Origin of the sequence: Stutzerimonas stutzeri, assembly GCF_024448985.1 — a bacterium.
GTDB lineage: Bacteria > Pseudomonadota > Gammaproteobacteria > Pseudomonadales > Pseudomonadaceae > Stutzerimonas > Stutzerimonas stutzeri_AP.
Window position 1 is genome coordinate 131,030 of the sequence record NZ_JAMOII010000008.1, and the last position, 20,260, is coordinate 151,289.

The window sequence follows — 20,260 nt, forward strand, 5'->3', positions numbered from 1 at the left end:
GCGCCGGAGTCTGTTTTTGCGTTGAAGCGGCAACAGCCCCTAAAAAACCTGCGCCTCGCGCGCCAGCCGCTCGATGGCACCATCCAGTTCATCTAGCGCATGCGCGGCGCTCGGGTGGTTCTGTTTCAGCAGCGTCTCGCTACGCTCGCAGGCTGCGCGTAACTGTGGAACCCCGCAATAACGCGTGGCGCCGTGCAATCGGTGTACGCGGTCAATCATCGCCTGTCGGTCGTTCACCTCACGCGCCGTCCTGATTGCCCGACGATCGTCTTCCAGAGAGGCCAACAGCATGCTCATCATGTCAGCCGCCAGATCGGCCTTGCCTGCTGCCAGACGCAAGCCTTCCTCAGCATCCAGTACCTTCAGGTTGTTATCCGCTACCGCCATATCGGCAGGCGCGGCGAGAAAGCTGCGCGACAGCGGCAAGCCCGTCCACTTTAATATCACCTGAGCCAGCTGGCGTTCGCTGATGGGCTTGGTCAGGTAATCGTCCAGGCCGCTCTGCAGGAGCGAGCGCTTTTCGTTGGATAGCGCGTGGGCGGTCAGCGCGATGATCGGAATCGGTGGCTGGCCGCTGTCCTCCTCCCACCGGCGAATCGCCTCGGTGGTCTGGCGCCCATCCATGCCGGGCATCTGCACGTCCATGAACACCAGATCGAACGGCTGACGTTTGACCACTTCGAGCGCTTCCTGGCCACTGCTGACCGCCTCAGCATCACCGCCCATGTCGGTCAGCAGGGTTTCGAGCAACAACAGATTGGCCGGGTTGTCATCGACGCAAAGCACGCGCGGCGGACGCGTTTCGGGCATCACCAGGCTCTCGACCAATGGCTGCTGCGGACGCAGCAGATCGAGCAGGACCCGCTGCAGCTTGCGCGTGCAGGACGGTTTGCTTTGCAGTTGGGTATGCGTGTGGGATTCGGGCAGGGCTTCGTGATACTGCGCCTGTTCGCTGGTCGGGCAAAGCACGATGCATTTGCAGCCCAGCCCTTCGAACTCCCACAACCGCTGGCAGAGTTGCTGAGGCGCGATCTCGCGATGGGTCACGCCGAGCACGGCGATTTCGATCGGCGTTTCACTCGTTTGTGCGGTAGCCACGGCCGCTTGCAGCTGATCCAGGGAATCGAACGGCAACACGTCCAGGCCGCAGCTTTCCAGTTGATGCTGCAAGGCCTGGCGTGCCAGTGGATGCTGCTCCAGCACGCCGATCTTGCGGCCCAGCAGCGCGGCGCGAGGCAAATCTTCGATGTCGTCGCGGGCCTTGGGCAGGCTCAGGCTGATCCAGAATTCGGAGCCCTCCTCCGGAATGCTGTCGACCCCGATTTCCCCACCCATCTGCTCGATCAGACGCTTGGAGATCACCAGACCGAGGCCGGTACCGCCGGGTTGGCGCGAGAGCGAGTTATCTGCCTGGCTGAAGGCCTGAAACAGCGCGCGCAGGTCCTGATCTGTCAGGCCGATACCGGTGTCCTGCACGCTGATACGAAGCTGCGCGCGATCGGAGCGCTCGTCCTCGACCATGGCACGGACGACGACTGTGCCTTCGTTGGTGAACTTGATGGCGTTGCTGACCAGATTGGTCAGCACCTGCTTGAGCCGCAGCGGGTCACCTACCAGCGACAGCGGCGTGTCGCGATAGACCAAGCTGACCAGTTCCAGCTGCTTGGCATGTGCCGCCGGGCCGAGGATAGTCAGGGTGTCCTCGATCAGGTCGCGCAGGTTGAACGGAACGCTGTCGAGCACCAGCTTGCCGGCTTCGATCTTCGAGAAATCGAGGATCTCGTTGATGATGCCCAGCAAGCTGTCGGCGGACTTTTCGATAGTCGACAGGTAGTCCTGCTGACGCGGGGTAAGGTCGCTTTTCTGCAGCAGATGGGTGAAGCCGAGGATGCCATTGAGCGGCGTGCGGATCTCGTGGCTCATGTTGGCCAGGAACTCGGATTTGATCCGGCTGGCCTCCAGCGCCTCCTTGCGCGCCAGATCCAGTTCAATGTTTTGGATTTCGATGGTTTCGAGGTTCTGCTGCACGTCCTCGGTGGCCTGATCGATGCTCTGCTGCAACTCTTCGCGGGCGCTGAGCAGCGCCTCGGCCATGCGGTTGATGCCCGCCGCGACCTCATCCATTTCGTGACTGCCGAGAGCAGGCAGGCGAGTCTCCAGATAACCGTCCTTGAGTTGCGCCACGGCCACCTTGACCTTGTGCAGCGGCTTGCTGATTGCGGTGCTCATGCGCAGCGCCAGCAGCGCAGTGATGATCAGCCCGGCGCCAATCAACAGCAAACTGGTGAACAGGCTGCGATAACCGCGCAGCAAGGTGCCCTGGTGCGACAGTTCGAGCTCCAGCCAGCCGATCTGGCGGAGGTCGTTGCTGGGATTGTCTTCAGCGAGATTCAGATGCTTGCCGAGTACCGGCAGGAGAATGCGCGTGGTGTCGATGCTGCTGACCTGGGTCAGGGCCTCAGGGTCAGTCGGTGGTGATGGGGTGACCATGTTCGGCCCGGCGTGGGCCAGCAGGTTGCGCTCGGTATCGAGGATCGAAACGGCGCGGACGTCGGGCTGGTCCAGGACCTGATTGAGGATCCGCTGCAGCCGCTTGCCATATCCCTGCGCCATGGCCGGTGCTGCCAGTGGCGCCAGCTGCCGGGCAATGAGCTGCCCGCGCTCGTCGAGCTGGTGACGCATTTCCGACAGCTGCATCAAGGTGAAGTAGACGCCAAGCGCAACGGCAAGCACCGTGCTGGGCAGCAATATCAGCGCCAGCACACGACTCTTGATTCCCAGGTCTCTCAGCACGGATCCATTCCTCTGTTGCAAGGCCGCAGGCATCTACGAATTCATTTCTGGAACGCTAGGGTCTGTAGGGCCGAATTCATTCGGCCGCAGATCTGCGACGGCCCGTCGAGACCGCGGCTAAAACAGGCCCTAGTGTAGCGGCTCACCGAAAGGGAATCTGCTTACTAGAGCCGTTTGGCGACGGAGCGTGAAACGCTCAACGAATTGAAAGACCTCGAATGGATACGACAAACGATCAATCCAGACCACGGATGTCGCGGCCCTGGAAATCGGGAAGTTTCCACTGGAAGGTCATCGCCAGGACCCGGAACAGGAAACCGGCACAGAGCGCGGCGACCGAGGCGATGGAGTTGGTGACGCCCAGCCACAGCAGACCGACGTAGAGCACCCCCGTGAACAACGCCACCGTGGCGTACAGCTCGCGCTGCAGCACCATCGGCACCTCGTTGCACAGAATGTCACGCAACAGCCCGCCGAACACGCCGGTGATCACGCCAGCCAGCACGACGATTGACACATGCACATCCATTTCCATCGCCACGCCGCAACCGATCACCGTGAAAGCCACCAGACCCAGGCCGTCGACCAGCAGGAATACCTGACGCAGATGATGCATGTGTCGCGCGACCATCGCGGTGACGATGGCCGCGCCGACCGTGAAACCGAGGTATTCGGGATTGGCGATCCAGCCGATCGGGTAATGGCCGAGCAGTACATCGCGCGCCGTGCCGCCGCCCAATGCAGTCACCGTGCCCAGCACGCAAATGCCGAACAGGTCCATGCCGCGACGCATGCCCATGATCGCGCCGGACATGGCTTCAGCAGTGATGGCGACCAGATAGATGATGTGCAACAGCGTCACGGGGCGAACTCCAAACAGGGCAAGAGCGAAAGAGGCGCGATTATGGGGTAGCCGCCGGCTTAATCGACATAGCTAAGTAAATTTAGGCTATACAAATATTTACTTAATCCGAGAGTCGCAGCTTGAATCTTGATCCGAAGCAGACCGAAGCCTTTCGCGCCGTCATCAAGACGGGCAGTTTCGAGCAGGCGGCGCTGCGTCTGCACCTGACGCCACCGGCGATTTCGCAGCGTGTCCGCGCCCTGGAGAGCGCGCTGGGCAATGCGCTGGTGGTGCGCAGCCGACCGTGCCGCCCCACCGAGACCGGTCAGCGATTGCTGCAGTACCTCAAGCGCGCCAGCATGCTCGAAGCGGACCTGATGGCGGACCTGGACGAGCGCAGCGATGCGCCGCTGGCGGTGGTCGCCGCGCTCAATTCCGACAGCCTCGGAACCTGGTTCTTCCCGGCGCTGGCCGAAGTACTGATTCGCGAGCGCGTCCTGCTGGACCTGACCATCGAAGATCAGGATCACACCTACAACCTCCTGGAGACCGGCCTGGCAATCGGCTGCATCAGCACCGAACCCAAACCCATGCGCGGCTGCACGGCGAGCCCGCTGGGCAGCATGCGCTATCGCCTGGTGGCCTCCAGCGGGTTTCGCCAGCGGTACTTTCCCAACGGATTGAACCGCAACGCCGCACGCAAGGCGCCCGTGGTCGCCTATACCCGCAAGGATCGTCTCTCCTCGTCTTTCCTGCTGCGTCAACTGGGCCTGCCGGAACGCGCCTATCCCTGCCATTACGTGCCCGGCGCCGAGCCGCACTTCAGCGCGATCCGCTACGGCCTGGGTTACGGCATGGTCCCGGAACTACTGCTGCACGATGCGCTGGCGCAAGGTGAAGTAGTCGATCTGGCTGCGGAGGCGCCGCTGGATATTCCGCTGTACTGGCACACCTGGAAGGTGCAATCGCCACGGATGGAAAACCTGTCGCGGCAGATCATCGAAGCGGCCCCCATGATCCTCGCGCGACCGCCCGAGCCACGGGCATGATGCGTCGGCACTGCGCTCGTATCGACGGTTGAGGCACACTAGCGCCCATGAACCGCCCGCCCCTACATCCCGCCTGTTGCTCCGCGTTGAGCGAGCATTGGCCACTCCCGCGCGCCCTCCCCGGCGTGCACCTGCTCAGCACCCGCTTCGATCCCCAGCTACTCGATCCCGAAGACTTCGACCGCTGGGGCCTGCCAGCGATGGCCGCGGTGAGCAAACGCCAGACCGAATTTCTTGCAGGACGCATCTGCGCCTACGAGGCCTTGCGCAGGGTTCTCGGCGTACCGGGCATTCCCGCCGTCGGCGAGGATCGATCGCCTTGCTGGCCGACCGGCGTGGTGGGCTCCATAACCCATGGCGCCGGCTGGGCCGCAGTGGTCGCAGCGCGAAGCGAACTCTGGCGCGGGCTCGGGCTTGATGTGGAAAAACTTCTGCCGGTCACCCGTGCCGACCGTTTGGCCGGAGAGATTCTCACCCCGCGTGAATTGGAAGGCTACGCAGCGCTGGACGACTCACAGCGGGCGCTACGCGTGACGCTGACCTTTTCCCTCAAAGAGAGCCTGTTCAAGGCGCTCTATCCACTGGTGAAAATGCGCTTCTACTTTCAGGAAGCCGAGCTGATCCATCACGACGCCGACGGTCACGCCCGCCTGCGCCTGCTCACCGATCTCTCAGATGAATGGAAAGCCGGCGTCGAGCTTGAAGGCCAGTTCGTGCAGTTCGAAGACTACCTGCTGAGCCTGGTCAGCATCCCGGCCTCGTAAGGTCGCGTCGAGCGCGGCGGTACCTTTCCTGCCGAGCTCGGTCGAATAAATTCGACCCTACGAAGACCGACGATGGGCATGAAAACCAACATGGCGCATGACCCACCTGTAGGGGCGAACTTGTTCGCCCAGCGGCGTGAAATACCCTGCCCCGAGTGAAATTAAGCGGAGCGATGCCGGTCCCGCGAACGCATTGATCACCCCAGCGCAGCGCTCTGCTAATCCGGCCGTCTGCGCGGCCAGACCAAGCTGAAGCGCGCGCCACCCAACTCGCTGTGGCCGATCTGCGAGCGGCCGCCGTGCCAGTAGGAGATTCGCCGGACGATGGACAATCCCAACCCATGCCCGCCGGAGGCGCGTGTGCGGCTGTCATCCAGACGCATGAACGGCGCGAAAATCTTCTCCCAAGCCTCCTCCGGCACACCCGGACCGTCGTCGTCGACCACCAGTTGTGCGCGCTGGGCGTCAATGACGAAACTCACCTGAACCCGCGTTCCCGCGTGGCGCATGGCGTTGGTGATCAGGTTGCTCAAGGCGCGACGCAGGTAATGAAACTCGGCCTCGGCGACGCTGGAACCATCATCAGCCGTCACGCAAGGCCCGCGCTCGACCAGAACGTCAGGCCGCAGCGGCGCCAGCTCTCCGATCACTTGATCGACCAGAGCGCCCAGATCGACTGTTTGAAAGGTGAGATCGGGTGATCCGCGCTCGAGACGCGTATAGACCAGCATTTCATCCACCAGACGATCGAGGTCATCGATATCGCCATCCATGTCTGCGAGATAACGCGCCCGAGCATCTGCGGTCGGTGCCGAGCCGGCCATCTCTAGGCCGAAGCGTAGCCGCGCGACCGGCGTGCGCAGCTCGTGCGCCACCGCGCTGACCATTTCCCGCTGGACGGCAAGGAGGCGCTGCAGATGGCTGGCCATGCCGTTGAACGCCTTCGCCAGCCGCCCAACCGAATCCGTCCCGGCACCCGGCACACGTGCTTCCAGATTTCCTCCGGCGATGCGCGAGGCGGCGCTTTCCACTTCACGCAGTCGCCGTTCCAGTTGCCGCACCAGCAGGTAGACGGTGAGACCGATGAGCGACAGCCCGAGCGCCGCTATCAGCACCAATAGCTGCGGTGGATAAGGATTGAGCTGATACAGCGGACCCAGCGACATGATCCAAGGCGTCCCGGCGATTGCGGCAAACACGCGGATAGCCTCGCCGCCGCCAACCAGCGCCATCACCGTGTCCCCTTCATCCAGTCGGCGGCGTTGATCGTTGTCGAGGCTTGCACTGTCGCGGGTCAGCAGCTCAACCGGATAGCCGAAGCCGCGGGCCTCTTTGAGCTCGGCCAGACGCTGGGGCTGTTCTGCTTCGGGATAACGAATCAGCTCGTCGATCAGCAGGTAGATGGTGGCGCGCGCCAGTTGCTCGCTTAGTTGTTCCACTTCACCGGTCAAAACCAGACGGTCATCGGCGCTGACCAGGGAAAAAACCGTGACACCATTCGGGCGGATCTGCTCCACCAGCACCTGACCGCGTAACAACCGGGTTTCCAGCCGGCTTTCCAGGCTGACGTCTTCCAGCGTACGGACGCGCAGCGGAATGCCCAGCAATCGCCCCCAAAGGTTCGCCGCCTGGCGCCGCTCGATGGGCGTCATGCTGCTCATGTTGTGGGCCATCAGGCGAAAAGTGCCGCTGGCGAGCGCCTCGCGGTGCTGATCGGCGCGCACCTCGTTTAGCAGCTGCAGGCCGCCGGCTCCCAGCAGCCCGACCAGCACCAGCACGGCGAGTACGCCGCCGTAGATGCGCAGGAAGATCGAGTTCACTGCAGCGCTTCAGCCGCTTCGGATACGAACAGATAGCCCTTGCCGCGGACTGTTTTGATCAAGCGCGGGTGATCAGGGTCATCGCCAATCTTCGGGCGAATGCGCGAAATACGCACGTCTATAGAGCGATCTTGCCCGTCGTATTCGATGCCACGCAATTCGGCGAAGATCTGTTCCCGGGACATGATCCGCCCAGGATTGGAGGTCAGCAGCCAGAGCAGATCGAACTCGGCACCAGTCAGCTCGATGCCCTCGCCTCGCAACCAGGCCTCGCGCAGTGCGCTGTCCACGACCAGTGGGCCATATTGCAGCCGTTTGCTGCTGGCCGCCGCGGCTACTTCTACGCCTTCGCGTCGGCGCAGCAACGCACGAATCCGCGCCAACAACAGCCGCGGGCGCACCGGCTTGCAGACGTAGTCGTCCGCGCCGATCTCCAGACCGAGCACCTGATCGAGATCGTCGGCACGAGCGGTGAGCATCAGAATCGGACCGTCATAGCGATGGCGCACCTTGCGGCAGATGGACAGGCCGTCTTCGCCGGGCAACATCAGGTCGAGCACCACCAGGTCGGGGCATTCATCGATGATGCGTCCGGCCGCCAAGGCGCCATCCCCTTCGATGGAAACCCGCAAGCCGTTACCCTCGAGATAGTCGCGGGTCAGCTCGGCCAACCGCTGGTCATCTTCGACAATCAGGATGTTCCAAGACTCTTGATCCACCAACGCGCCCTCCCCAGACACCGGCCGGCATTGTAGCGTTAGGGCACATGCAGATGGCAGCCGCAAACGCGCTCCGCTTGCCTGCCCGATCCGGGCGTAGCCACTCCCATGAAAATGTCTTCGTTTGGCCCGGTTTCGATCGACGACGAAAGCTACACGCGCGGCAGCGGCTACTTCGCAGTGGCCTTCGCATCTCTGCGTTCAACGGAACATCAGGCAAAAGGCCAGCATTCATGCCCGCTCCGCCAGATCACCCGTCTCGCAAGCCGCATAACGCAATAATCCGCCTTTGACAAAACACCACATATAGTGTTTGCGCTCGGCGGCGCCAAGCATCTGAAAAGACCGTTTGGGCACGCATTTCATCCGAACCTTGCGTAGCCCCGAGAAGACGCGGGCTACGCTTCGATCGCGCACAGCTCACCCACATCTTATCCACAGGTTGTTCATTTTAGGTGCCTTGCGCTGTGCCTGAACCGACACTATCGTGTCGCTTCAGGCGCTTTTTACCCCATATATTGGGTGTCAAAAGCCAACCAGACACAAACGCCGAAAAAAGCAAGCTAAAAAATTCGCTTTGTTTTGTATCCGGCTCGCGCCCGCGCCTGGCGCGATAGATCGCCGCCGCAGATCGCGATACTGCCGCGTCCAACGTTGATTTTGCTCAAGCCCAGCAGTAGCGCATGCGAGGAACGCATCACACTACATGTTGTGTTTTGAGGTTGTGATCTTCACAACGCCTGACTATGCTTCGGCACATTCGATTCGCCACCCCTGGTGCCGGATCGTTTCCAGTTTTGAGTCACCCATGGGCCGGTTCGCCGGTGCATGGTTCATGCAACACGAAACATGCAATTCGAGACACTCAGTTCGAGAAAAGGCCGCTCATAAAGCAGGCCTGACACCTAACGCGTTAGAGACAGAGAGAATCCGGAGACCCCATGCAGAACGAGTCCATTCGCGAGAACCCACACGCCGACAGCACGCTGGACCTGGCCGCCACTGCGCCGGGCCAGCTTCGCGTGATCAAGCGCAACGGTACAGTCGTCCCCTACACCGATGACAAGATCACCGTCGCCATCACCAAGGCGTTTCTCGCAGTGGAAGGCAATAATGCCTCCGCCTCGTCGCGCATTCATGACACCGTCGCGCGCCTGACCGAGCAGGTCACCGCCACCTTCAAGCGCCGCATGCCTTCGGGCGGCACCATCCACATCGAAGAAATCCAGGACCAGGTCGAACTGGCCCTGATGCGTTCCGGCGAGCAGAAAGTCGCCCGCGACTATGTGATCTATCGCGAATCCCGTAGCCAGGAGCGCAAGCGCGGCGCGGTGGAAATCCCGGTCGACGCCCATCCAAGCATCCGCATCAAGCGTGCCGACGGCAGCATGGCGCCGCTGGACCTGGGCCGCCTGAACACCATCATCAGCGAAGCCTGCGAAGGCCTCGAAGAAGTCGATGGCGCGCTGATCCAGAAAGAAACCCTGAAGAACCTCTACGACGGTGTCGAGCAGACCGACGTCAACACCGCCCTGGTGATGACCGCCCGCACCCTCGTCGAGCGTGAGCCGAACTACTCCTACGTCACCGCTCGCCTGTTGATGGACACCCTGCGCGCCGAAGCCCTGAGCTTCCTGGAAGTCGCCGAGTCCGCTACCCATCACGAAATGGCTGACCTCTACGCCAAGGCCCTGCCCGCCTACGTGGAAAAAGGTGTGCAGTTCGAGCTGCTCGACCCGCGCCTGAAGGAATACGACCTGGCCAAGCTGGGCGCTGCGATCAACCACGAGCAAGACCAGCAGTTCACCTACCTCGGCCTGCAGACCCTCTACGACCGTTACTTCATCCACAAGGATGGCGTGCGTTTCGAGCTGCCGCAGATCTTCTTCATGCGCGTCGCCATGGGCCTGGCCATCGAGGAAGAACAGCGCGAAGCCCGCGCCATCGAGTTCTACAACCTGCTGTCGTCGTTCGACTACATGGCCTCCACGCCGACCCTGTTCAACGCCGGCACCCTGCGCCCGCAGCTGTCCTCGTGCTACCTGACCACCGTGCCGGACGACCTGGGCGGCATCTACGACGCCATCCGCGATAACGCCCTGCTCTCCAAGTTCGCCGGCGGCCTGGGCAACGACTGGACCCCGGTGCGCGCACTGGGCGCCTACATCAAGGGCACCAACGGCAAATCCCAGGGCGTCGTGCCCTTCCTGAAAGTGGTCAACGACACCGCCGTTGCGGTCAACCAGGGCGGCAAGCGCAAGGGCGCAGTCTGCGCGTATCTCGAAACCTGGCACCTGGACATCGAAGAATTCCTCGAGCTGCGCAAGAACACCGGTGACGACCGTCGCCGTACCCACGACATGAACACCGCCAACTGGATTCCGGACCTGTTCATGAAGCGCGTCTTCGACGACGGCAAGTGGACCCTGTTCTCGCCGAGCGAAGTACCCGACCTGCACGACCTCACCGGAAAGGCCTTCGAGGAGCGCTACGAGTACTACGAAGCCCTGATCGAATACGGCAAGATCAAGAACTACAAGACCCTGCAGGCCAAAGACCTGTGGCGCAAGATGCTCTCCATGCTGTTCGAAACCGGCCACCCATGGCTGACCTTCAAGGACCCGTGCAACCTGCGCAGCCCGCAGCAGCACGTCGGCGTGGTGCACAGCTCCAACCTCTGCACCGAGATCACGCTGAACACCAACAAGGACGAGATCGCCGTCTGCAACCTGGGCTCGATCAACCTGCCGCGCCACATCGTCGACGGCAAGCTGGACACCGCCAAGCTGGAGCGCACCGTGCGCACCGCCGTGCGGATGCTCGATAACGTCATCGACATCAACTACTACTCGGTGCCGCAGGCGCGCAACTCCAACTTCAAGCACCGCCCGGTGGGCCTGGGCATCATGGGCTTTCAGGACGCGCTGTACCTGCAGCACATCCCCTACGGTTCCGATGCCGCCATCGACTTCGCCGACAAGTCCATGGAAGCGGTCAGCTACTTCGCCATCCAGGCCTCCTGTGACCTGGCCGACGAGCGCGGCGCCTACGAAACCTTCCAGGGTTCGTTGTGGAGCCAGGGCATCCTGCCGCTGGATTCGCAGCAGATCCTCATCGAAGCGCGTGGCCAGAAGTACATCGACGTCGACCTGACCGAGTCCCTGGATTGGGCCCCAGTTCGCGCCCGCGTCAAGAACGGCATCCGTAACTCGAACATCATGGCCATCGCGCCGACCGCGACCATCGCCAACATCACCGGCGTGTCGCAGTCCATCGAGCCGACCTACCAGAACCTGTACGTGAAATCGAACCTCTCGGGCGAATTCACCGTGATCAACCCCTATCTGGTTCGCGACCTCAAGGCGCGCGGCCTGTGGGACGCGGTCATGATCAACGACCTCAAGTACTACGACGGCTCCGTGCAGCAGATCGAGCGCATCCCGCAGGAGTTGAAAGACCTCTACGCGACCGCCTTCGAAGTGGAAACCAAGTGGATCGTCGACGCCGCCAGCCGCCGCCAGAAGTGGATCGACCAGGCCCAGTCGCTGAACCTCTACATCGCCGGCGCCAGCGGCAAGAAGCTGGACGTGACCTACCGCATGGCCTGGTACCGTGGCCTGAAAACCACCTACTACCTCCGTGCCCTGGCCGCGACCAGCACCGAGAAGTCCACCGTCAACACCGGCAAGCTCAACGCCGTGTCCAGCGGTGGCAACAGCGGCGCCAGCGCCGCCCCGGCGAAAGCTGCGCCAGCGCCGGAAATGTCGGCAGGCCCGGCACCGGTCCCAAAGGCGTGTGCCATTGATGAACCGGATTGCGAAGCCTGCCAATAAGGAGCCTGGCTGACGCACGAAGCTGAGCGGACCGCGCGTTGTTGTCCGCCAAGCCGGCCCCCATCACGTACAGCTGTACGCTCAGGGGCTCCGACTTGGCAGACGCCTAGCGCTGCCTCGCTCAGCTTTGCGCTCACACCGAGCGGATGCTGAAAAGCGCGCTTTTCGTAAGAGCGAGGGGACGCCTAGTCCTTGTTCGCGAAAACCAGTCGGGGACGCCTGCGCGGACCGGACCAATTTGTAGGAGCGAGCTTGCTCGCGAAGCGCTATCCGCCAACTCACCAGCCGAGTTAACGCATAGCCGAGGGCCACCTCAAATCCAGTCCCCTCGCCCCTCCGGGGAGAGGGCTAGGGTGAGGGGCAGCTCCACCAGACAACACAAAGGCCGGCCCCAAACCCGACCTGCTACAGAACACCGGGACGCAGGGCACCACCACCCTCCCCAACAAAACACCCGCTTTTGCGTGCAAACCAGAAGCCACCAGACATTTTTCGACCGGCCAAGCCGGTCCCCAATCAGGAGAAACCGCCATGCTGAGCTGGGACGAATTCGACGAAGAAGAAACCACCACCGCCACCGCGCAGGCCGCCCCTCAAGCCGCTGCCGCCAAGACTGAATCTCCGGCCAAGCTCGACCAGGACGCCGCCGGCTCCGTCGAAGAAGCCCGCGCCGTCGCCTCTGACGACTCCGCAGCCGTCGCCCGCGCCAAGAAAGCCCTGGACGACCTCGACATTCAGGAAGGCCTCGACGAACTCGAAGGCGAATCCGCCCGCGTTCACGTCGGCGACAAGCAGATGATCAACGCCCGCGCCGACCTCAACCAGCTCGTACCCTTCAAGTACGACTGGGCCTGGCAGAAGTATCTGGATGGTTGCGCCAACCACTGGATGCCGCAGGAAGTGAACATGAACGCCGACATCGCCCTGTGGAAGACGCCTGACGGCCTCTCCGAGGACGAGCGCCGTATCGTCAAGCGCAACCTCGGCTTCTTCTCCACCGCCGACAGCCTGGTCGCCAACAACCTCGTGCTGGCCGTGTACCGCCTGATCACCAACCCCGAGTGCCGCCAGTACATCCTGCGCCAGGCCTTCGAAGAGGCGATCCACACCCACGCCTACCAGTACTGCATCGAGTCGCTGGGCATGGATGAAGGCGAGATCTTCAACATGTACCACGAGATCCCGAGCGTCGCGAAGAAAGCCTCCTGGGGCCTCAAGTACACCCGCTCCATCTCCGACCCGACCTTCCAGACCGGCACCGTCGAGACGGACAAAGAATTCCTGCGCAACCTCATTGCCTACTACTGCGTACTGGAAGGCATCTTCTTTTACTGCGGCTTTACCCAGATTCTTTCCATGGGCCGCCGCAACAAGATGACCGGCACCGCCGAGCAGTTCCAATACATCCTGCGCGACGAGTCCATGCACCTGAACTTCGGCATCGACGTGATCAACCAGATCAAGATCGAAAACCCGCACCTGTGGGACGCCGCCATGAAGGACGAAGCGACCCAGATGATCCTTCAGGGTACGCAGCTCGAAATCGAATACGCCCGCGACACCATGCCCCGCGGCGTCCTCGGCATGAACGCCTCGATGATGGAGGACTACCTCAAATTCATCGCCAACCGCCGCCTGACGCAGATTGGTTTGAAGGAAGAGTACCCAGGCACCACCAACCCGTTCCCATGGATGAGCGAGATCATGGACTTGAAGAAGGAGAAGAACTTCTTTGAGACACGGGTTATTGAGTATCAGACGGGTGGGGCTTTGAGCTGGGATTAAGCCAAAAGCGAGGCGCCAGCCAAGCGTAGCTAAGCACTTAGTGGTGTGATCGATAGCTTCTCTGAGAGGGCAGCAAAACTGCCTAAGGCGGCAAGACCACACGCTTCGCATGACCAATCAATGGATAGAACATGGCCAAGGTTTTAGTTTTTACCGGAGCAGGTGCGTCTGCCCCTCTCGGCTTGCCCACCACAACCCAATTCACCGATGAGATATTTGACAAGCCTAAGCTCGTAACAGAGCTGGTCAAGAACTATCTAGGGGAAAAATCAGGGAATGACATTGAAAGACTTCTCAGCACCCTAGAAGAGTTTGGCGACTCATCTGGGTTTACTGGATTCCTGATTAATAATTTACCAGTTTTCCAGTTCGTTTATGCCGGTGCAAACGCTGTAAACTCGAACCAAGGAAACATAATTAACACCCTATCGAGGATCATTAGCACACACCAAGAAGAAACCAAGTCAGAAATCCAAAGAATCAAAAGCATCGTTTACCGAAAGCTGCAGGATTTTGATAAATCGAAAGCCTTCCAGCTTTACTCAAGCCTCATAGCAGAGCTTAAAAACGAGATAGCTGACTGCAGAATAAGCTATGCCACGGCCAATTATGATTTGACTCTTGACTCTGCTCTTGATGACGATGAAGACCTCTGTAAAGCCACAGGAATAATTGATGCCCACTATGGCTTCTCACTTAAAAGGAGCCGTTTGGTATACGATGCCCAGACTGAATATGACTGGCCTCTTGATCATATTGAGTATTTAAAGGTCCACGGCTCTCTCGATTGGCATCCAGACGCGCTTAGAGGTCTATGTGTTAAGTCAGGCTCATCCGTGAACCCTCAAAATCCGGATGACATGGTGATCCTTTATCCTGGGTTCAAAGGAATTCCTTCAAAGGAGCCATTTATCTCACTCCACAGCAAGCTTGAAGAACGGCTTAAAAGCTCTGAACTGGTAATAGTGATCGGATTCGCCTTTCGGGACCCTTATATAAATTCGTTATTTGAGACCGCAATAAAACATAACTCTCATAAAAAATTTATACTGATAAACCCAACCCCGGCAAATGAATTCCCTCAAGATTCAATAATCGAAAGACTTAACAAATACAGCAATTTTATCCACGTCCAAGACAAACTTCAAATGAGTAAAACACCTTTGAACCTTAGGTTGCTCCTTGAAGAATTTGCTCCTGAGTTCACATCGGAGACAGCTCTCGCAGAATAGGCTAACGATAGGGGTGAAGCAAAATCCGACACAGCTTCACCATCCCCCAACCTATATTGATTAGATTCAGCAAGTCGCTGAACATTTAGCTCAAGAACATTAGCCGGCCATAAGTATCAACGCAGCGCAGGACAAGCTAACTCTTGAAGACTTGATGCGGCCGCCGGCAAATAAGACCACCTATCGAAGGAATGCAGGAAATGCAAATCGGTGCAGCCGCGATTTCGAAAATTGCTGAAATGATTTGTGGAGACCCGCCGTTTCAGTTTTTCCCTTATCGGAGCTCATCCTATCTCACCCGATTTTTTATAGACATTGACCTTGATTATGTCCACGACGGATCAACAAGGAGAGTATGGGTTAGAGACGTTCTAGATGAACTTAACAAAAGGCAAGCTCCCGCAAGTATGCCATCGCCCGAAATAGTTAAGGTCATCGAGCATCTTTTACATCCAGACCAATTTCTTTTTGATGACAAGGTTGATCGAGATAAAGCGCTTGAAGCAATCAGTTCAGCTCTCAGAACAAGCGATTTAACAGTTTCCGTTCAGGCCAACGGAGCCATCCGGGTTCTCCCTAGAAATGGAGAGTTTGTTTCGACATCGTTTGAGGAAACTCCAACGGAGCGCGTCATTACTTTCAAACCGAGCGTTTTTCAGGTCCCAGCAAAAAAGCTGAACGAAAAGCTAATTTCCGTGATGATGCCTTTTAACCCTGGATTCAACAGCACCTATTCAGCCGTAAAGAAAGTTACTGACTACATGAATCTCGAGTGCCTAAGAGCTGACGATATCTGGGATAACTCAACGTTCATACAAGATATTTTCGATCTGATATTTTGTTCCAAGATCGTGATTGTTGATTTCACAGGAAAGAATCCTAATGTTATGTACGAAACAGGAATAGCACACACTTTGGGTAAAGTAGTTATCCCGATCACTCAATCGCTTGACGATATACCTTCCGACTTAGGCCACCACAGAGCACTAAAGTACTATCCAAACGAAGAAGGTTTGCGAAATCTGAGTAACGAACTCTATAAACGAATTCAGGCCATATACAAAAGGGCGAATTAGACAAGAGCAAAAATGGAGCACCCATTAGCCGGCCCGGCATCCACCGAAAATTGGACAGATTAATTTTTTTGCCGGCTCGCCGCTAGGCGCCCCTTCTCCTCTCTCGGCGCCACCGTCAGGTTCGCTTATTTTACGCTGTCTTTTCATGGCTCTGTAGCGCCAGTAACAATAGTGTTTCTGCTCCACCCGCCGCTAGGGCCGTCGAGTAGCGAGTAGCCTGGAAGTGACGCGTGGAAAAGGCTTCGCCGTTTTCCACCCTACGTTCCTATCGCCTGTCAGCTGGCCCGCGCCGCAGGCCCTCACGAATCAGGGATAGCTCCGCCTGCGATACGGCGCCACCAACAATACCTATTATCGGTCGCTCCGCAGTGGTGCAGTATCTTCTAACGCTAGGAAGAGAGGTTTTCAAACTGATCCCTTTGCCTTCGCTCGTCGATCTAGCGAGGTAGCCTGGAAAAAACGCGTGGAAAAGGCTTTGCCGTTTTCCACCCTGCGCTCCGGCAACGTCGATGCGTCGGCGGTGTGAGCGGATGAAATAGCGTAGGGCGGATAACGCTTTGCTTATCCACCGATACGGACTTACCGCCAACACCACGCTCAAGGATGATGGGTCGTCCCACCTGATCACATGGCTTGCGTCTGAACGCTACCGGATGACGACGCTGATTTTGCGCCCCGGAAACTCTGCATAGGCGGGCAGTGTTCTTTCATCATTGTTCGTCTACGTCTTGCTAGCCTCGCCTAAAAATGACGCCATCCGCCATTTAGACAGGAACAGCGCTAGAGTCTCCTGAACGGCTTTCCTTTATTGTGAGACTTTAGGTCGATCGGCAAATACCAAAATACTGTCCTTGTCACCAACTAGGCATTCGCCAGAACGGTCAGCCCACACTTCGACCTTCTCGTCTTTAAAATCGGGCGGACATAAATAAACTATAGAAGCAAACTGATAAACTACCATACCCCTAACCTTTGTAAAGCGCCCTACTTGCTCTGGATACCAACTCGTATATCTCATTGACCCCATCGGATATTTCTCGGAAACCAAATACACCCCAGCGTTCTCCGTCCGCACCCCCATAGATAGCGCAGTATGCAACAGCAACTTACCATACACCCCCTTGGCAACTGCAGAAACAACAAATAGCGAAACCAAAATAACAATGGCCACCTGCCTTATTTTTGCCCAACCTCTACTCTTACTTCGATAATAAAAAACGCCTGGCAAAATACCATACTGGAAGGCAACAACGGCCACTAAAAAAGCACGGAATTCATCGCCACCAGAATCGTTGGCAAGTTTGTAAAATAAGTATGCCGGATAGAATATCAATAGAGAGAAAAAGGTAATAATCAACGCCAAAAACAAGAAATATACGCTTTTTCTAACTATTTTAGGGAATCTCCTGTTAATCAAGCATAGTAATAGAACACAAAAGTTTATTAGTCGGACTAAAAGATAAATTCCTGAACCTGCGTAAACCCATAACATGAAAGTGCTAGATAATGTTTCGCCAATTATTGTTTTTACCTTGGTATAGGCTTTAGTTTCCTTCCCCGTCCTTACGAATTTATTAGTTCTAAATTTTAGCGTAGGCTTCTTTGTCCTTAAAGCATTCGCCAGAAGAAGCTCCCCTAGCCGGCTAAAAATCGACAACATAACCAGCAATATAAAGCAAAAAACAAAAGCACCAGCTATTGCAATAGCCGCCGAATCTGTAACAAGCGCAACTGCCATACATACAGCGAACACCGCTATCACGCATATTAAAATGTATTGGGAAACATATACCCTCAAACTGAACCTAGCATTAAAAAGGCTAACCACATAAATGAATATAAGCGAGTTTGCACACACAAATGTAAAAAACACAAAAACAAAGAAGACTAATGTAGCCACCCATGCGAAAAGGCTAGGCCCAACACTGATAGAATTCAAAAACAGCTCTGGCCTACCTATCAAACTCGCATAAGAAAACAGAGTCCAAAAGCCCAACCCAAGCCCTGCCAAACTCAGTCCAGATACTAACTCTCGCTTATGATCAAGAAGCAAACTTATGAAACCTTCATTTATTCCAGATCCGGCGTATATAGGCCTCGACATTGGCGTAATCTTTAGATTCATTTCTTATTGGCACCTTGGGACTGTTTGTAAAATATATCAAAACGAGTAGGAGTTTGCTTTTTATATAGCGAGGTAGCTTGGAAGTGCCGCGTGGAAAAGGCTTCGCCGTTTTCCACCCTACGTTCCGGCAACATCGATGCGTCGGCGGTGCGGGCAGGTGAGATGGCGTAGGGTGGATAACGCTTTGCTTATCCACCGATACGAACTTACCGCCATCACAACGCTCAAGGATGAGCCGCATGTCTCGATAACGCCGCGCCCAAGTGCCGGGCGCAACCTATTTCTTCACGGCCAACCTGCGTAACAGGACCAAAAGGGGACAGATTTATTTTTCTGCGCCCTACCCACCTGCCCGCAAGACGGTGAGCGGGCTCCGAGCCGCCTGACTTTTCCCTTTTTCCGCGTTTACAACCGTCAGTCAGGGAACCGCACAAACCGCTTGCCGACTTCTCATCCTATCGGCACATTGCATGGCGCAATCATTTAGCCATCACAAGGACGCGACATGGCCCGCCGGCGCAACCAATCCCCTTTCGAAGACTTAATTGATCTAGCTGCCTTGTTGCCTTGGTGGATCACCCTGCCGCTGGCGCTCATCGCGTACCTGTGGCTCCACAGCATCGCCATTTCCCCCATCCCGACACCTGCCAATCCTGTCGAATTGAGCAATCAGCTACCCGGCATGATGTTTCGTGGACTAGCGGTGCCCGCGCAGTATCTGCTCCCCGCTGCGCTGGTAATCGGAGCCATCGCTTCGATCTTTGCCCGCATGCGGCGCAAGAAGCTTTTCGACTCTGTCGCAAGCAAGGAGAACACGCTGGAGTCCATTAGCTGGCGCGAGTTTGAGTTATTGGTTGGTGAAGCATTCCGACGCAAGGGTTTTACCGTTCAAGAAACTGGCCAAGGCGGAGCCGATGGCGGCATCGATCTGGTGCTCTTGAAGGACGGTGACAAGTACCTGGTGCAATGCAAGCAATGGCGCCGCCAGCTGGTCCAGGTGAATGTGGTGCGTGAGCTGTTCGGCGTTATGGCGGCCGAAGGGGCAAAAGGCGGCTTCGTCGTAATCTCTGGCAGGTTCACCGAGGATGCCAAGGCGTTCGCTCAGGGCAAGAATCTACAATTGATCGAAGGAGCCGAGCTGAACGACATGATTCGTCAAAGCCGGGCGACCGCGCGTCAGAACTCGCAACCCATGACCAACAAAACGCCTTACCAGCCTACACCGGTCTCATCAGACCCTCCCGCCAAAACCGATCGCGCAACACAACCCACCTGCCCTACCTGTCGGGCACCAATGGTTCAGCGCGTGGCAAAACGAGGAAGGAACGTCGGCAACTCATTCTGGGGCTGTTCGCAGTACCCGAAGTGCAAGACCACACAAAACGAGATGCCCGCTTAGCGGAATTTTAGAAATGCATATGACACTGCCTGAACGGCCTCACCTTGCACGGTCCAGACAAAGCGTGTGAAATCGCCCGCCTCGCTAGCCATCACCATGGAGGGCCTTGTGTCCAAGTTCCTGAACACCAGCGCAACCAATTACTACCTTGAAGAAATGATCAAAACGGCCAAGGACCGGCTGATTCTGATAAGCCCGTTCCTACGGCTGAATGAGCGCATCAAGGAGCTGTTGGAAGACAAGGATCGGCTGAAGATCGATGTGCGGATTGTGTATGGCAAAAGCGAGTTGCAGCCCGAAGAGGTCAACTGGCTCAAAGGACTAAGCTACATTCGCACGAGCTTCTGCAAGAACCTTCATGCAAAGTGCTACCTGAACGAAGAGAGCTGCATCATCACCAGCCTCAACCTTTATGAGTTCAGCCAGGTGAACAACAATGAAATGGGTGTGTTCATTGATCGGCAGAGCGATACAGACCTCTACCGCGACGCCTATGAAGAAGCCCAACGAATCATCCGTATAAGCGATGAGGTCCGTATCTCGCTGGAAGTCGTGGCTAAAGATAGCGAGCCAACCACTGAAACTGAGGACGGTGTAAACAAGCTGACCAGTTCCAAAATGGCGCAAAAGCTGGGGCTCAAGACGCCAGAATTTCTTGAAAAGCTATCAAGCCAAGGACTTCTTGAGCTTCGCGATGGCAAGAACTACCTGACCGACAAAGGCAAGGAAGCTGGCGGCGAGTTCCGCATGAGCCCAAAATTTGGCCCGTACTTCCTATGGCCGGCGGGGTTGGATATATGAGCTCGCCGCTTTCAATCTAC

Annotated in this window: 13 protein-coding genes; 8 read left to right on the forward strand and 5 right to left on the reverse strand. The window is 57.5% G+C overall.

The window, feature by feature from the left end; genetic code table 11:
- Positions 1–39: 39 nt before the first annotated feature.
- A complete protein-coding gene (locus NA647_RS11665) occupies positions 40–2,793 on the reverse strand; it encodes a response regulator (RefSeq protein ID WP_256057839.1) in 2,754 nt (917 codons plus the stop codon).
- Positions 2,794–3,028: 235 nt separating this feature from the next.
- Entirely contained in the window at positions 3,029–3,655 is a 627-nt protein-coding gene (locus NA647_RS11670) for a trimeric intracellular cation channel family protein (RefSeq protein WP_256047935.1), read from the reverse strand.
- A 122-nt stretch (positions 3,656–3,777) separates the two neighbouring features.
- On the opposite strand from NA647_RS11670, the gene NA647_RS11675 reads away from it, so the two are divergent.
- Both NA647_RS11675 and NA647_RS11680 read left to right on the forward strand, forming a co-directional pair.
- Positions 3,778–4,686, forward strand: a complete 909-nt coding sequence (locus tag NA647_RS11675; RefSeq protein WP_256057840.1) for an HTH-type transcriptional regulator ArgP — start codon at positions 3,778–3,780, stop codon at positions 4,684–4,686.
- A 47-nt stretch (positions 4,687–4,733) separates the two neighbouring features.
- Positions 4,734–5,450, forward strand: coding sequence for a 4'-phosphopantetheinyl transferase family protein (locus NA647_RS11680; protein ID WP_256057842.1), 717 nt, complete (start codon positions 4,734–4,736; stop codon positions 5,448–5,450).
- Between the two features lie 218 nt (positions 5,451–5,668).
- On the opposite strand, the gene NA647_RS11685 is transcribed toward NA647_RS11680, so the two are convergent.
- Together NA647_RS11685 and NA647_RS11690 are read right to left on the reverse strand one after the other, a co-directional pair.
- Positions 5,669–7,270 (reverse strand): ATP-binding protein, encoded by a 1,602-nt coding sequence (locus NA647_RS11685; RefSeq protein ID WP_256057843.1) that lies wholly within the window; start codon positions 7,268–7,270, stop codon positions 5,669–5,671.
- Complete coding sequence (locus NA647_RS11690) at positions 7,267–7,989, reverse strand: winged helix-turn-helix domain-containing protein (RefSeq protein ID WP_256057844.1); 723 nt, start codon at positions 7,987–7,989, stop codon at positions 7,267–7,269. The genes NA647_RS11685 and NA647_RS11690 overlap by 4 nt, the downstream gene beginning before the upstream one ends.
- Positions 7,990–8,930: 941 nt before the next feature.
- Here NA647_RS11690 and NA647_RS11695 point away from each other — a divergent pair.
- From NA647_RS11695 to NA647_RS11710, 4 genes are all read left to right on the forward strand, one after another.
- A complete protein-coding gene (locus NA647_RS11695; RefSeq protein ID WP_256057845.1) occupies positions 8,931–11,822 on the forward strand; it encodes a ribonucleoside-diphosphate reductase subunit alpha in 2,892 nt (963 codons plus the stop codon).
- Positions 11,823–12,353: 531 nt separating this feature from the next.
- Complete coding sequence (locus NA647_RS11700) at positions 12,354–13,607, forward strand: ribonucleotide-diphosphate reductase subunit beta (RefSeq protein ID WP_239611850.1); 1,254 nt, start codon at positions 12,354–12,356, stop codon at positions 13,605–13,607.
- Between the two features lie 131 nt (positions 13,608–13,738).
- Positions 13,739–14,839: an SIR2 family protein gene (locus NA647_RS11705; RefSeq protein ID WP_256057846.1), complete on the forward strand. Its 1,101-nt coding sequence runs from the start codon at positions 13,739–13,741 to the stop codon at positions 14,837–14,839.
- 200 nt (positions 14,840–15,039) lie between these two features.
- Entirely contained in the window at positions 15,040–15,915 is an 876-nt protein-coding gene (locus NA647_RS11710; RefSeq protein WP_256057848.1) for a hypothetical protein, read from the forward strand.
- 805 nt (positions 15,916–16,720) lie between these two features.
- On the opposite strand, the gene NA647_RS11715 is transcribed toward NA647_RS11710, so the two are convergent.
- Positions 16,721–18,040 (reverse strand): hypothetical protein, encoded by a 1,320-nt coding sequence (locus NA647_RS11715; RefSeq protein WP_256057850.1) that lies wholly within the window; start codon positions 18,038–18,040, stop codon positions 16,721–16,723.
- A 505-nt stretch (positions 18,041–18,545) separates the two neighbouring features.
- Here NA647_RS11715 and NA647_RS11720 point away from each other — a divergent pair.
- A complete protein-coding gene (locus NA647_RS11720; RefSeq protein ID WP_256057852.1) occupies positions 18,546–19,439 on the forward strand; it encodes a restriction endonuclease in 894 nt (297 codons plus the stop codon).
- Between the two features lie 108 nt (positions 19,440–19,547).
- The gene (locus NA647_RS11725) at positions 19,548–20,240 is read left to right on the forward strand and encodes a phospholipase D family protein (RefSeq protein ID WP_256057853.1); all 693 of its coding nucleotides are present in this window, start codon (positions 19,548–19,550) and stop codon (positions 20,238–20,240) included.
- Positions 20,241–20,260: the final 20 nt, after the last annotated feature.